At 45.0% G+C, this 14,688-nt stretch carries 12 protein-coding genes; 1 reads left to right on the top strand and 11 read right to left on the bottom strand.

The window, feature by feature from the left end; all coding sequences use genetic code 11:
* Positions 1-115 precede the first annotated feature (115 nt).
* The 4 genes from AC1VYS_RS13225 to AC1VYS_RS13210 form a co-directional block, all read right to left on the bottom strand.
* Positions 116-1,366, bottom strand: a complete 1,251-nt coding sequence (locus tag AC1VYS_RS13225; RefSeq protein ID WP_482914627.1) for an aminopeptidase — start codon at positions 1,364-1,366, stop codon at positions 116-118.
* A gap of 121 nt (positions 1,367-1,487) precedes the next feature.
* On the bottom strand, positions 1,488-3,029 hold the full coding sequence (locus tag AC1VYS_RS13220) for an acetate--CoA ligase (RefSeq protein WP_482914986.1): 1,542 nt from the start codon (positions 3,027-3,029) through the stop codon (positions 1,488-1,490).
* A gap of 297 nt (positions 3,030-3,326) precedes the next feature.
* Positions 3,327-3,686, bottom strand: a complete 360-nt coding sequence (locus AC1VYS_RS13215; protein WP_482914626.1) for a cupin domain-containing protein — start codon at positions 3,684-3,686, stop codon at positions 3,327-3,329.
* A gap of 166 nt (positions 3,687-3,852) precedes the next feature.
* Positions 3,853-4,857, bottom strand: a complete 1,005-nt coding sequence (locus tag AC1VYS_RS13210; RefSeq protein ID WP_482914625.1) for an aldo/keto reductase — start codon at positions 4,855-4,857, stop codon at positions 3,853-3,855.
* Positions 4,858-5,069: 212 nt separating this feature from the next.
* Here AC1VYS_RS13210 and AC1VYS_RS13205 point away from each other — a divergent pair, with 212 nt between their 5' ends.
* On the top strand, positions 5,070-5,906 hold the full coding sequence (locus AC1VYS_RS13205) for an AraC family transcriptional regulator (protein ID WP_482914624.1): 837 nt from the start codon (positions 5,070-5,072) through the stop codon (positions 5,904-5,906).
* A 95-nt stretch (positions 5,907-6,001) separates the two neighbouring features.
* On the opposite strand, the gene AC1VYS_RS13200 is transcribed toward AC1VYS_RS13205, so the two are convergent.
* From AC1VYS_RS13200 to AC1VYS_RS13170, 7 genes are all read right to left on the bottom strand, one after another.
* The gene (locus AC1VYS_RS13200; protein ID WP_482914623.1) at positions 6,002-6,409 is read right to left on the bottom strand and encodes an Asp23/Gls24 family envelope stress response protein; all 408 of its coding nucleotides are present in this window, start codon (positions 6,407-6,409) and stop codon (positions 6,002-6,004) included.
* Between the two features lie 346 nt (positions 6,410-6,755).
* On the bottom strand, positions 6,756-8,720 hold the full coding sequence (locus AC1VYS_RS13195; RefSeq protein WP_482914622.1) for an FtsX-like permease family protein: 1,965 nt from the start codon (positions 8,718-8,720) through the stop codon (positions 6,756-6,758).
* The gene (locus AC1VYS_RS13190; RefSeq protein ID WP_482914621.1) at positions 8,695-9,465 is read right to left on the bottom strand and encodes an ABC transporter ATP-binding protein; all 771 of its coding nucleotides are present in this window, start codon (positions 9,463-9,465) and stop codon (positions 8,695-8,697) included. The genes AC1VYS_RS13195 and AC1VYS_RS13190 overlap by 26 nt, the downstream gene beginning before the upstream one ends.
* Before the next feature lie 270 nt (positions 9,466-9,735).
* On the bottom strand, positions 9,736-10,719 hold the full coding sequence (locus AC1VYS_RS13185; protein ID WP_482914620.1) for a sensor histidine kinase: 984 nt from the start codon (positions 10,717-10,719) through the stop codon (positions 9,736-9,738).
* Positions 10,716-11,420, bottom strand: a complete 705-nt coding sequence (locus AC1VYS_RS13180) for a response regulator (RefSeq protein WP_482914619.1) — start codon at positions 11,418-11,420, stop codon at positions 10,716-10,718. The genes AC1VYS_RS13185 and AC1VYS_RS13180 overlap by 4 nt, the downstream gene beginning before the upstream one ends.
* A gap of 76 nt (positions 11,421-11,496) precedes the next feature.
* Positions 11,497-12,855, bottom strand: a complete 1,359-nt coding sequence (gene nagZ / locus AC1VYS_RS13175) for a beta-N-acetylhexosaminidase (protein WP_482914618.1) — start codon at positions 12,853-12,855, stop codon at positions 11,497-11,499.
* 474 nt (positions 12,856-13,329) lie between these two features.
* A complete protein-coding gene (locus AC1VYS_RS13170) occupies positions 13,330-14,433 on the bottom strand; it encodes an NADH:flavin oxidoreductase (RefSeq protein ID WP_482914617.1) in 1,104 nt (367 codons plus the stop codon).
* Positions 14,434-14,688: the final 255 nt, after the last annotated feature.

Here is a 14,688-nt window from a genome sequence, read left to right as displayed (position 1 = left end):
ACTCATTTCTTATGCCAAGCCAAGTTTTTATATTACTTCATCTTTCTAAACAAAAAAGCGACTTCCATCGAAGTCACTTTTCTCTAATTACATCTGATATTAATTTGAATTTGATTCAAACCTGGAAGGCCCAGTTTCCTTTGCGGAATACCGGCTCAATCGTGCCATCCTGCAACTCTCCATCGATGTCCAGTTCCGCGGAACCAATCATGAAATCAACATGCGTGAGACTTACATTACATTCATGTTTCAGCAGTTCTTCATTCGACATCGTCGTGCCATCCTTCATATTGAACGGATATGCACTTCCAACAGCCAGATGGCAGGATGCGTTCTCATCGATACCCGTATTATAGAAAATACGATTCAGGTTCGAAATTGGGGAATTATGCGGCACAAGTGCCACTTCTCCCAAATAACGAGCACCTTCGTCTGTCGCAAAAAGATTCTTCAAATGTTCTTCGCCAGAAGCCGCTGTATAGGCAACAACCTGACCATCTTTAAATGTAATTCGCATCTGATCCACGAGTTGACCGTTCAGGTTCAGCGGCATCGTGCTGCTAACATAACCGTTAACACCGCTGCGCTTCGGCATCGTAAATACCTCTTCTGTTGGCATGTTCGCTACAGTATAGACGCCTTGTTTGTTCTCACTGCCACCGCCGCCCCATATATGGTTTTTGACCAGCTCGATCTTCAGATCCGTACCTGGTGCGCGATAATGCAGACTCTTGTAATTTTTCTCATTCAGCAAATCGCTCATTTTGTTCAATGTCTCGATATGCTCTTTCCAGTTCTGTACGGCATCTCCGCCGTCCACACGATTCATCTTGAAAATGGTATCCCACATCACGTTGATGCGATCTTCCTCAGGAATATCGGCAAATACTTTATTCGCCCAAGCTTTGGTTGGCGCTTTGATCAAACACCAGCTAATTTCATGATTACGAGTGTATTTCGAGTATCCTTTACGCGCCTCTGCTGCCGCTTTGGTTGCACGCGATACTTTGGTTGCTTCAATTCCATTGTACAAGTCTGGGTCAGGTACTTTAATCGTCAGCGTTGCTCCTCCGGCTTCGGCGAACCGTTCCATCATGTCGCCTTTCCACTTCGGATAATAGTCAAAGCTGTCATCCGAACCTTGCTCAAAACGGCTACGTGTAATTTGATCGTCCTCGAAATCAACCTGCACATAATTAGCTCCGGCTGCGTATGCTTTTTGGACGATCAGACGGGTGAATTCCAATGTTTCAATCGGTGCTGTCACCAGCAGATCCTGTCCCTTCTGAATGTTCACACCAACCTTGACCACCAATTCCGCATATTGTTCCAATGATGTTGCAAAAGACTGCTCAAACGAACTCATGTTAAATTCACTCCTGCTTCGGTTAAGATTCGAATTGCTGTATTCTTATAACTTCATTTTCATAGATGCTTTTCTGCTTTTCATCTTTATCCTCTAAATTGCTTCATGCATAGTCCAAATACTAAGTGTTGCGTTTTTCCTGTTCACGGAGTTCAATGCGGCGGATTTTACCGGAGTTAGTCTTCGGCAGATCTGTCACAAATTCAATTTTACGCGGATATTTATAAGGCGCTGTCCATTCCTTCACATGTCTTTGCAGTTCATGCGCGAGTTCAGATGAAGCCAGTGCTTCATCTCTCAGCACAATAAACGCTTTGACGACATTGCCGCGAATTTCATCCGGACTTGCAACGACAGCACATTCTTTCACGCTTGCATGTTTCATGAGTGCTTCTTCTACCTCAAACGGACCAATCGTGTATCCCGAGCTGATGATGATATCGTCACTACGTCCTTCAAACCAGAAGTAACCTTCTTCATCTTTACTTGCCCGGTCACCAGTAACAAAATACTCTCCGCGCTGGTTCGCTTCCTTGCGCCCCTCGTCCTGATAATAAGCACGGAAGAGTGCTGGCATGTCCTGATGCACAGCTATGTCTCCCACTTCGCCCGCCGGCAGAGGTTGTCCATCTTCCCCGATAATTTCGATTAATCCCGGGGTAATCGACTGGCCCATGGAACCGATTCGCACAGGCGCATCCTTCAGACTGCCGATTAACAGTGTGCTTTCCGTCTGTCCGTATCCATCCCGAATGGTAAGATCGAAATGGCGCTGGAAGATTTCAATGACTTCCTGATTGAGCGGTTCGCCCGCTGATACAGCGCTGCGCAGATGGGATAAGTCATAGTGTCCCAGATCATCCGTTTTGGCCATCAAGCGGTATTCGGTCGGTGTACAGCAGAGCACGTTGATCTGATGTTCCTGCATCAATTCCAGATAACGCTTTGGCTTGAATGAGCCGTTGTATACCAATCCTGTAGCCCCTCTTCCGAGCACCGACAGGAACGGGCTCCAGATCCACTTTTGCCATCCAGGTGCTGCTGTTGCCCAAACGGTATCCGACGGCTGAATATCCAGCCATAACGTGGATGCGATCCGCAAATGAGCATATCCCCAGCCGTGACTATGTACGACTCCTTTAGGATTACCCGTGGTACCCGAGGTATAAGCCAAAATGGCCATATCATCACGGTGCGTCTGAACAGCAGCCATCTCGTCAGGCTGATTCTCCATCAGCTGGTGTACGTTAACCCAGCTTTCTCCAGGCACAGTATGGTCACTGTTAGGTGATGCAACGATACGATGGGCAAGTGCAGGCAGGTCGGAATCCATTTTTTCCACTTCCGATGTTGTCTCAGACCATACAATCACTGCCCGAGCCGATGAATGCCGCAGACGATATTCCAGATCTTTCGCACGTAACATCTCGGAAGACGGGATGACGGCAATTCCGAGTTTCAAACAAGCAATGTATATGACATAAGCAATAATCCGGCGTGGTACCATGACCAGCACCCGGTCTCCTTTCACGAGTCCAAGCTCACGCAGCCCCCCTGCCAGACGGTTGGCCTGTTTCAACAGTTCACCATACGTAATTTCTTCTACTTCTTGCTGATCGCTGAGCCATCTAAGTGCAATCCGGTCTGGCGGGTGATTCTCCATCTCGGATGTCAGGTTATAGGTTTCAGGCGAAATCCACTGTTCAAAATTCAAATGGAGCCTCTCCTTTATCATTCAAATATATATAAATTGAACAGGTTTACACATCCACTACGATGACAGAATAACCTTCCAATCGCTGTTATCTCCAGGTTTTTCTGTCCTCTCCGTTTACGTGTAAAAAAGTTCATTTATATAGCTTCTTTATATTATACATCAAATCCTAAGACCAGGTACTATGAACAGCAACCTTTTTTATTATAAAGCAAGATTTCCTCACTCATTACATGATAATTAAGGTCAACTATCTCTGGAAGTCATGTATGCTGAAGGTGTCAATTCATCACTCTCAATTACAATCGCCGTCAAACCCGTTGTCGTTTTAGTTTCATGCCATTCTCCGGTTTCCCAGAATACAGCCTCTCCCGCATTCACTTCAACATAATCGTTGTTACCACTTCTGACCCGGCCTTCCCCTGACATAATTAACATCAACTGTGGTGAAACCGCCTGGTGGTAACCAACCACACCATTAGCGGGTATATGCATACAGCCTATATGCGCGTTCCCACTCGTTTGAATGATTCGGGCCATCACAAAGTTTGAATCAAATTTCGTAATCTGCTTGCCGCTCTCTTGATCAAATCGATACAACTCCATGATGCATCCCCTTTTCTTGCTCATCTAAAAACCTAATCACGAATCATTCCAGTATAAACCTTATACCATCCGATACGCCAGTTTTCTCCTTTCGTACAACGCAAAAAGTACCTCTTCTCAATTAGAGAAAAGGTACTCATTATAACACATTCTGCATTCAATTCTTTCACCAAGGGTAATTTCCGATGCCATCCAAAATGGACTCGATCTCGCTCAGCTCCGCAGCTGTGAGTTCCGGAGCTTTGAGCGCAGCAACATTCTCTTCAATCTGGGATACTCGGCTAGCTCCAATTAATGCAGAAGTAACGCGGTTACCACGTAACACCCAATTGAGTGCAAGCTGGGAGATTGTCTGTCCTCTTCGCTCTGCTACTGCCTGCAGTCCTTCGAATTTGGCAATGCGTTCGTCGGTGTATGACTCTTTTTTCAACGTTCCGGTTGGATTGCTGCGTTCCGCTTTAATTTTGTCCACATATTTATTGGTTAACTGACCGCGGCCAAGGGGGCAAAAGGCGATGGAACCTACACCTTGCTCATCCAGCACATCTTGCAATCCGTCTTCAATCCAGCGATTTAACATAGAGTAGTTCGGCTGATGAACGAGACACGGTGTTCCGAGACGACGCAGAATGGTCACCGCTTCCTGTGTCTGCTCTGCATTATAGTTGGACAAGCCCACATAAAGTGCCTTCCCTTGTCTTACGATGTGATCAAGCGCTGTCATCGTTTCTTCCAGCGGCGTGTCTGGATCTGGACGATGATGATAGAAAATATCGACATAGTCCAGTCCCATACGGCGCAGGCTCTGGTCGAGACTCGCAATCAGGTTTTTACGTGAACCCCACTCACCGTATGGGCCGCTCCACATATGATATCCTGCCTTTGAGGAGATCAACAGTTCATCTCTGTAAGGACGCAGATGTTTATGATAGATCAAACCAAAATTCTCTTCAGCGGATCCCGGAGGCGGTCCATAGTTATTTGCAAGATCAAAATGGTTAATTCCAAGATCGAACGCACGTAAAATCATTTCTTCCTGAATATCCAGCGTGCGATTGCCACCAAAGTTCTGCCATAATCCGAGTGCAATCTGCGGCAGTTTAATGCCTGATTTACCAGAGCGCACATAGTTCATGTCATCATATCGTTGTTCATTTGCAATATAAGGCATCGTTATTCACTCTTTTCTGTAAGGTTGGTCGCTCAAGACGTTGTCACCCCTTTATCTTAGTCATTTTGGAGCAAGAACGATATGGATTATCACTATATTGATATGGAAAAATGATCGGTATCTATCCATATTTGTTTCATTTCAAATGACAAATACTACGTTGAATATGTTAAAATGCAAGAATCAACCACCTCACAACAGGAGTGAACGCTGTGATTACATATATGTTCAAAAACAGTCATTTCCAGGAGCTGCAGCTTCTTCATTATGGTACGGAAGCTTGTACACCCGGACACCATTTTGGCCCAGCGATGAGAGACTACTATAAAATTCACTATGTACTGAACGGCAAAGGTACGTTTGAAGTTTCCGGCAAGACATATCATCTGCACAAAGGCCAGGGCTTCCTCATCGTGCCTCACTCCGTGGTGCATTATAAAGCCGATCTGGATGATCCATGGGAGTATAGCTGGGTGGCGTTTCAAGGCTCGCAAAGCTCTTCCTTTCTACAACAAGCCTGTTTATCCGAGCAACACCCCATCTTTGATCTCGGGGATGAAGATGATGAGATGCGCTCCTGTCTGCACCGAATTATTCATTCTCGTACAACACACAAAGGCTGGGAGATTAGCATGACAGGATGGCTATATCAGTTTTTTGCGATTCTAATTGATCATGCCCATGACGAGAACTTACAGCCTACCGCCGATTTTGGCAAAGAAACTTATGTGACACAGGTGATCGATTTTATTGAAATGAACTATGCCAACGCCATTACGGTACAATCCATTGCTTCTCATATCGGCTTGCAGCGAAGTTATCTGTGCTCACTCTTCAAAGATCAGATCGGGAGCAGCATCCAATCCTACCTTGTCCATTATCGTATGCGCAGAGCAGCCGAACTAGCACTCGATCTTAGCCTGAGCATCGGTGATATCGCCCGTTCTGTCGGTTATAATGATCAGCTTCTGTTCTCTAAAATGTTCAAAAAAGTGATGGGCGAAGCCCCAACTTATTATCGCAAACAAAAAACAGCACCTTCGGTGTAACGTTCTACACCAAGGTGCTGCTTATTAATGAAACATGAATGAGTGCTTGCACTGAAACCCTCTAAAGGAATGACGCTACCTGCATTAAAATAGCCTTATACGTTTTCAGGCATGGCAATCCCAACAACTTGCACTTTAACTTCTTTCACGATTACGCCTGCCATCTGCTCTACCGCTTGCTGTACGTTGTGTTGCAGTTCCTGGCAGACCTCGTGCATCTTACGGCCATACTGCACATTAATACGCAGTTGAATCGATGCTTCATCATTTTGAATATGAACGTCTATTCCTTTTTGCAGACTTTTGCCGCTGATACTTTTGGCAAGACCTTCCGTCAACCCGACAGACATGGACGACACACCTGGTGTGGTTTGTGCAGCCATGCCTACAATTTTAGACACAACATCATTGGAAATATGGACGGTTCCTAAGGGAACCGCTGGAGGTGCGATATATTCCGCTTCGGGTGCAATGTTTTCAATTTTTTCAATCATTTCAGACATAAGTTCCTCTCCTTATGATCTTTTTTTGATGTTCTAAGTATGGCTGTTACCCCTTCTATTCTACCATGGTTTGCGAACAGTTACATTTCTGCTCTCTGAGCAGGTCAGCAAAAGCTGCTAAACATTCTGTCACTTCTCATTCAAGAACATCTGATAGATTCGAACCGCAATATTTTCACAATCATATACACTGTGATAATAATTAGATATTAACCAAAATTAAGGATCGTGCAATACTGAATCGGAGAAATGATCTGATTTTGACAGTAACCTAAAAAAATAAAAGCCCTGACCTCCCGGCCAAGGCTGATAAAACGTAGTGAAATGTATAAGTTGTACTGCTAATTTACACCAGCTTCGAATACATATGACGCAGATAACGCCAGCGCACCAGTGCAAAGAATACAACCTGCATCGTGACAAATACCATGAAGATTTGAAGGCTGTGTTCCAGAACAGAAAACTGAACCAGCTGATAGAGTGCCGCAAATGCCACCGAGCTGTGAATCAAGGCCACCAGAAGCGGTAGGAAAAACATCAGCACGAGTTGTCTTGTTACGATTTTGCGAAGTTCCGGGCGGCTGAGTCCCATTTTCCCAATCATGCGATATTGTGCCTCATCTCGCTCCAGATCTGCATACAGCCTGAAATAGGTGAAGCTTGCCGCAAAGGTGAAGAACACAATACCGATCAATCCACTTACGATGAGAATAATGCCATTGGTTTGTTTATTATTCAGCCAGTCTACGACAAGAGAAGTGAACTGAACATACCCCTTCTCCGGACGGTCTTTCTCAATCGCATCCAGCAATTCCGGAGCAAAACTGCGCGTAGCCATCCAGTCTTTTACCACAAAAAACGTCGTCTGATCGGAGTAAAAGTCAACATCCATCTTAATCTCTGCAATGTATGCTTCTCGAATCTTGGAATACAAGTCATCAGAAACAATGTAGATGCCAGCCTCACCTTCCATCGGAATCACGATGTCGGTTGCCGGTGGCAACATCTGCATTTGCAAATGCTGCTGTTCACCAATATACAAGTCAGCAGAGTATGGGTAACTATCCTCTTTCGTATCTAACAGTTTATTGCGTGCAGTAATATTAGGTGCTGTATTAAACGCCAGATCATTGCGATCCAACACCCGTTCTTCATAACCAAGCGCTTTGGCAAGACGGTTATATGAACTCAGTTTTACGATGTAGTTGTTATTGTTCTCATACAGAGGCTGATAACTACCTTTTACATATGGAACTTCATGATTAACCAGCGTCTCTTCAATTTTTCGCATCTGACGATCAACAACCGCAGCATCCGTAAAGCCTGAATTCGTATAGGTAAAAGCATATGGATTCGTCATGGAAGACAGCCTTGGATCACCTATAGTCAGCATGCTGCCAATGCCTGTAAACGCGGAAGCAGAGATAACACTGACCATAAAAAACATCACGGCATTATCTTTCATACGATAGGTGAGCTCGGACAGGAAGAGTAGATTGGTTTTGCGTAAAAATAACCCTTCATTCTTTTTCAGTGCCCGGATGATATAGACACTAAGCTGCGTAAACAATAGATATGTGCCTGCAATGACACTGAGCACACTGCCAAACAGTAACGGGAATAAAAGCACCCCCCACGCAAAGATAAATACGCCGGTATATCCTCCACCAATCAATACAACCGAGAGCAGCGCAAGCATACGTGATGCTTTAGGTTCAGGCTTCGGTTTCTCCTCCGATTTCACGAGATCAATCAGCGTTCCCTTACGGATCAATAATGACGAAGATAGAGCAATAACCACAAAGAGCAACAGAAATGCTCCAGCTGTTAAGAGAATTCCTTTGAGTGGAAAATAAAATCTCAGACTGTTCTCCACCGCAAGCATGGAACCGCAAATGAGCAAAACTAATTTACCGAAGATCAGTCCAAGTCCGATCCCCGCCACAATGGAAGCTATGCCGATACACATATTTTCCATAAACAAAAGTCGGTTCATCTGCTTGCGAGTCATGCCAATGATCAGAAAGATACCAAATTCCTTCTTCCGAGTCTTCAAAAATGAACCGACCGAATACAGCAAAAACAGGAAGGAAAATATGAAAATAATGATTTCGGCGATCATCAGACCCTGGTTAGCAAGTACCGTCACCGTTTGTGATGAACCTTTCAAACCATCTTGTAAATCCGGATGAAACAGCAGCAACGCATAGATAAAAAAGATCATAACCGAGAACGTACTGCTTAGAAAATGAGCTAAATAAATCCGTTTGTTTCGAACTACGTTATTAATGGCGAACTGGCGAAAATTCATGTCCAGAGCCTCCCATCAGGGATAATACATTTATAATCTTTTGATAGAAGGCCGCCCGATTATCACCGTAATGAATTTCGTTATATAACTGACCATCCTTAATGAAGACCACTCGGCTACAGTAACTAGCTGCAACCGCATCGTGGGTGACAAGCAACATTGTTGCCTGATCCTCTCGATTGCGCTGTTCGAGAATCTCCATCACATCCTTTGCTGCCTTGGAGTCCAGATTACCTGTCGGCTCATCCGCCAGAATCAATTTGGGAGAATGGATTAAGGCTCGGGCGATCGCTGTCCGCTGCGCCTGCCCGCCCGAAATTTCATACGTGCGTTTGTTCAAAATCCCTTCAATGCCAAGTTTGCTTGCCAGTTCCGCTACTCGTGCATTCATCTCCTGCACGGAAACACCATCCAGCGTTAATGGAAGTACGATATTTTCTTTGACCGTCAACGTATTAAGCAGATTGAACGATTGAAACACAAATCCCAATTCTCTACGCCGGAATAAAGCCAGCTTATCCGAATCCAGCTCAAAGGGGTTCTGACCTGCGATTTGCAACTCCCCTGATGTGGGATGATCAATCGTTGAGATCATGTTGAGCAGCGTTGTTTTGCCACTGCCGGATGGCCCCATGATACCCACAAACTCTCCTTCTTGAATACTAAGGTCAATGCCTGACAAGGCCTCGTATGAAACAACACCTTTATAAATTTTGCTGATCTGTTTGACAGAGCATATCTCCATACGTACAACTCCTTCATCGCTTCATTTGTATTTTAACTTTTCATCCAGGCTAACTTCTGATATCAGTCTACCCGAAACTCCACTCATTCTCCTATGGGTTAACCTTTCACCAACATGACAATATTGTAAGGTTCAGCTAGACTCTGAAAACTGCAAAAAAAAGACGCCTTCCTCACAGCACGGCAAAAGGCGTCGTTATAACTTATATTTTGATTTAAACTTGTTTCCAAGCTTATTTTGTATTTCAGGTTTCTTTCACGACCTTATCTTTCAAACCGAAAAAGTAATTCGCACGGTGGTTCCTTCCCCATACACTGATTCAAGCTCAATCTGATGATTCATGCGTGTGAGCACTTCTTTCGCAATATACAGGCCCATACCTGTAGATTCCTTGAAATGCCTGCCATTTTCCCCGGTAAAAAAAGGTCTAAACACCCGGTTCAGGTCTGACTTGGGTATGCCGATCCCATGATCCTGAACTTCCAGTATAACTTGGCGCTCCGCTTCATAGGCGCGAAGATGCACTTTCTGTCCGCTGCCTACTGCATATTTGATCGCATTGGATAAAAGCTGTACCAGTACAAATCGAATCCACTTTACATCAGACTGCACGACCAGTGAATCATCGATTTGCATTTCAGGATAGACATGGTTCCGAATGAAAAATCGTTTCAGCTCATGAATCGCTTCTTCTCCTACCGCTCGCAGTTCAACCGGTTCAACGCTGAAGTCCTGCTCAAAGGTATCCAACCTTGCGACATACAGAACCGTCTCCAATCCCCGGCGCATCTGATCTGCTTCCTCACGAATACTGCGAAAACGAGCATCATCGTCCTCCTGCTCCTCCACAGTCAGCTCAATAACAGATAACGGTGTCTTCATCTGATGTACCCACTGGTTTATAAACGTAAGGTATTCCTGTTGTTTTTGCTCAAGCCGGCTTAGGTGCGCGTGATACTGCGCATATTGCGAATCCAGCAGCTTTTCCAAGGAGGTTGACAGCGGTGCAGCTTCATGGAGCGCTACCAATTCATTCAGCGAATTCACTGGTCGTGTCATACGACTGTAAAAGGCACGATGGGACATGTAACGATACACCAGATAGCTGGCATACAGGAACAAACCTAATCCTACAGCGTATAGAGCCGTTTTCCAATGATTGTATCCATCGTACCAGAACACCGCCACCACGGTCAGCATCATCGCTATCACCCAGCACGTCAGAGCGAGATGTTCACGAATAAGCAGCTTCATAACTGTGATACCGCTCTCCAGTTATTAATTAGCCTGTAGCCAGAGCCTCTCACCGTTTCTAGTGCATCCGTAATGCCTAACTCGGCAAGGCGTTTACGTACACGTGTAATGTTCACACTTAGCGTATTGTCATCTACAAACGAATCATCCCAGAGCTTTTCCAAAATGGTTTCCCGACTGACCAACTTTGGACTACGACGCATCAGTGTTTCGAGTAAGATTGTTTCTTTCTTAGTGAGCTGTACTTTTAGATCACCGAGTTCAATCTCCAACCTTTCCAAGTAAACTACGAGTCCGTTCAGCTCCACTTTGCGTTCTTCATCACGGGCAGCATAGTCCCCATATACCCTGCGGAGCTGGCTACGTATTTTGGCCATAACAATCTCGTGTTCAAACGGTTTGGTGATATAATCATCGGCTCCGTTCTCCAAAGCCATAACTTGATCCATCTTTCCGCTCCTTGCGGAAATAAACAAAATGGGACATGTCGATATCGTACGAATCTGTCTGCACCAGTAGAACCCATCGTAGCTCGGCAAGTTAATATCCAACAATACAACATGAGGTTGAATCTGCTTGAACTGTTCCGTCACCTGCTCAAAATCTTCGACCAATACAGCACGGTCACCATAACGCTCGATATGTGATTTCAATAGTCCCGCAATTTTGGGATCATCTTCGATAATCATAATGGTATACATGAAAAAGCTCTCTCCTCTAACCTGTGATGATGGCATACTTGTTTCAATTCATAGCCAAATCATAACACAGGATAGATCAGCGGGCATCGACTTGCTTGCGCCAGCTCCGAATATCTGCGTTTAACTGCTTCACATCTCCTGTGGCCTGTTGCTCGTCCGATAACTTGTAATGCTGCTTTAACGCCAGAATACGATACACACTTTCATCAATACGGGATTCCTTGATTTTGCCTGATTTCACTGCATGAATTAAGGTATCAAAAATCGTTTTTGCACTCTCATAACTATGAGCCACCAGCAAAATATCACTTCCGGCCTGAACGGTAGCGACAGTAGCTTCGTTTAACGGATAGTTCTTCGAGATGGCTCCCATGCTTAAATCATCTGTGATCACCACACCGTCATACTTAAACTTACCGCGCAGATGATCCCCGATGATCACTTTCGAAAGGGAAGCCGGATAACTTGGGTCCAGCTTGGGAAACAAAATATGGGCAACCATGACTGCCTCGGCCTGTTCTTTCACAGCAGCCTGGAACGGAATCCACTCTAGCTCCGCAAGCTGCTTTTCCGATTTTTTTACTACAGGCAAGTCCAGGTGAGAGTCCACAGAAGTATCGCCGTGACCAGGAAAATGTTTGACCACCGGAATAACGCCTTCACTACGCAGTCCTTTCATCTCGGCGATCCCCATACGTGTAACAAGGTCAGCCGTAGTGCCGAAGGATCGATCCCCAATGACCGGATTTTTCGGATTACTGTTAATATCGAGCACTGGAGCAAAATCAACATTAAAACCGGCAAGTTTGATCTGTCTGGCCAGCAATACGCCCATCTGCTCGGCAAGCGCAGTGTCGTTCGTTTTGCCTACTTTCCGACTGGAAGGAATGGACTCGACCGCGTCTGGCATGCGGCTCACCTTGCCACCTTCTTGATCGACACTCATCAGGATGGGAACCGGGTTTTGCTGATTCGCCTGTTTGATCGATTTCACAAAAGCAGCCGTTCCCTGAAGCGTTGTTACGTTGTTGGCATAGAAAATAATGCCCCCGACCTTTTGGCCCGCAATCATCTGTTTTGCTTCTTTATCTAACGTTGTTCCCTGTACACCAGCCAGAATCATCTGGCCTACTTTTTCTTCGAGTGTTAGTTGTTGAAGCTGTTCTTTGATCGGGTCATTCTCCTCTTGCGTTTCATCCTGAGGCTCTTCTTGGGGCTCTTCTTGCACTTCATCTTGCGATGAACCCCCATTATTGCTGGAAGGCTTATTGTTATTGTCCGAACTAGTGGCTGACCCACTACTATTGCCAGTTGCGGTAGAGGGCTTTGGTGCCTGTCCACATGCCGCTAATAACAAGATGGTCACCGCAAGCAGAGACAACATCTGTATTAATTGTTTTCGCCGTTTCGAGCCAGGTTTTCTATTCTTGTTCAAGGATGCTCATCCTCCTTCTTATGTCTTGTCCGTTATGGGATTGTTGAGGCTTGTTTAGGCCTAACCTTACCATATGGTGAGGGATTTTCAAAATGAGACTTGCATGTAAAAAAAGTTCTTTCTTTTAGCATTAAAATATGGAATATGTAGACTTTTTACAGAGAGCGGGCGATAAAAAATCGAGGTTATGCAAGGTAACTGCGGAATTCGAGCGGTTTTCTATTGTGAATTTTTCATATGATGAAATATTTATTTAAGAGGATTGTTTCACAGGATTGGAAAACATCATGAAGATCGTTATTGCGAAAATAATGGTTTGAAGATCGTTATTTCCAATGATGGTTGTTATTTCATCAATAAAAAACCGCCTCGCGGCGGCTTTCATTTTGACCTTTATTTGTTTTTCATTTCATTGTTATGGATGTTAATAGACTTATTCAGAACTATTATGAATTTTTCATACGTTGAATTTGTCTAGTATAATTTGGATAATACTTCGCTTGTAAAAGGAATGATATCGGCATTACGTCCCTCCTGCACTTTGAGTGGCCATTCTGGATCACTCAAAAGTACACGTCCGAGAGCAATTAGATCAAATTCCCCTCGCTCCAACTTGTCGTTCAGTAAGTCAAGATGAGCGTCTCCTGTTTCTTGTTTTTCACTTCCACGCTCGACAAACTCTGCCTCTAAACCTACCGAACCAACCGAGATTGCCGGTTTGCCTGTTATTTGTTGGGTCCAGCCAGCAAGATTGAGATCCGAACCTTCGAATTCCGGTAGCCAGAAGCGCCGTGTAGAACAGTGAAAAAGGTCTACGCCAGCTGCACTAAGCGGCTGCAGAAACTGTTTCAGCTCTTCAGGGGATTCGACCAGCCTTGCCTCGTAACTACCCATTTTCCATTGTGAGAAGCGAAGAATAATCGGAAAATCAGGTCCCACTGCAGCACGACAAGCTTCGATCACTTCGACTGCGAACTGTGTTCGGCTTACCGGGTCTCCACCATACTTGTCAGACCTGCGATTGGTCTGCGCCCAGAAAAATTGGTCGATCAAATAGCCATGCGCTCCGTGCAACTCAATACCATCAAATCCGATTCGTTTCGCATCAGCTGCCGCCTGAGCGTATGCCTGGACAAGCTCTTGAATCTCTACTTCAGTTAAAGGTTCGTACGCTGCTTCGCCAGCCATACTGATCCCTGAAGGACTCACCGGTTGAGCTTCTGCATTAGGCAGATCTCCTGAACGCCGGGCAGTGCCGACATGCCAGAGCTGAGGCATGATTTTCCCGCCGACGTCGTGGACAGCCTTGACTACATTCGCCCATCCTTGCAACGCTTCCTCACCATAGAAGAGCGGAATCTTTTCACCGCTAACTGAGGACGGATGATTAATGCCTGTGCCTTCTGTAATAATAAGTCCCACGCCGCCAGCAGCTCTGCGGCGGTAATAGTCAGCGACATCAGGCCCCGGCACTCCGTTCGGCGAGAATCCACGTGTCATAGGCGCCATAACAATTCGGCTTGGCAAGGTAAGCTTGTCGGACGTGAACGGTTTAAATAAAGATGAAGGTACGTTCATGATTTAGTCTCCTTTGCAATGGAAAGTATACATCTTGCACTTACCTTGAGTTGTGACATGCTTCGAAACATCAAGCAGTGGTCATACGACTGTGGACTGTCATAAATAATTTCTCTTTATCCATTTTATAGATTCTTATTTTTATTTTCAAACAAATTTCTCACATGAAGCTAATACAAAAAAAAGAACAGCCATTAAGAGCCGCTGTCCATTGATGTCGGGTGCTGCTGATGATACTGCGTAAATATACATGAA

The organism is Paenibacillus sp. G34, assembly GCF_056856875.1.
Note: the sequence above shows the minus strand (reverse complement) of the source record. Positions and strands in the feature narration are given on the sequence as shown.

Excerpts from the sequence above, each read along its gene's own strand:
- AC1VYS_RS13225 (WP_482914627.1), bottom strand. The coding sequence starts at position 1,366 with ATGAGTTCGTTTGAGCAGTCTTTTGCAACATCATTGGAACAATATGCG.
- AC1VYS_RS13220 (WP_482914986.1), bottom strand. The coding sequence starts at position 3,029 with ATGGAGAATCACCCGCCAGACCGGATTGCACTTAGATGGCTCAGCGAT.
- AC1VYS_RS13215 (WP_482914626.1), bottom strand. The coding sequence starts at position 3,686 with ATGGAGTTGTATCGATTTGATCAAGAGAGCGGCAAGCAGATTACGAAA.
- AC1VYS_RS13210 (WP_482914625.1), bottom strand. The coding sequence starts at position 4,857 with ATGCCTTATATTGCAAATGAACAACGATATGATGACATGAACTATGTG.
- AC1VYS_RS13200 (WP_482914623.1), bottom strand. The coding sequence starts at position 6,409 with ATGTCTGAAATGATTGAAAAAATTGAAAACATTGCACCCGAAGCGGAA.
- AC1VYS_RS13195 (WP_482914622.1), bottom strand. The coding sequence starts at position 8,720 with ATGAATTTTCGCCAGTTCGCCATTAATAACGTAGTTCGAAACAAACGG.
- AC1VYS_RS13190 (WP_482914621.1), bottom strand. The coding sequence starts at position 9,465 with ATGGAGATATGCTCTGTCAAACAGATCAGCAAAATTTATAAAGGTGTT.
- AC1VYS_RS13185 (WP_482914620.1), bottom strand. The coding sequence starts at position 10,719 with ATGAAGCTGCTTATTCGTGAACATCTCGCTCTGACGTGCTGGGTGATA.
- AC1VYS_RS13180 (WP_482914619.1), bottom strand. The coding sequence starts at position 11,420 with ATGTATACCATTATGATTATCGAAGATGATCCCAAAATTGCGGGACTA.
- AC1VYS_RS13170 (WP_482914617.1), bottom strand. The coding sequence starts at position 14,433 with ATGAACGTACCTTCATCTTTATTTAAACCGTTCACGTCCGACAAGCTT.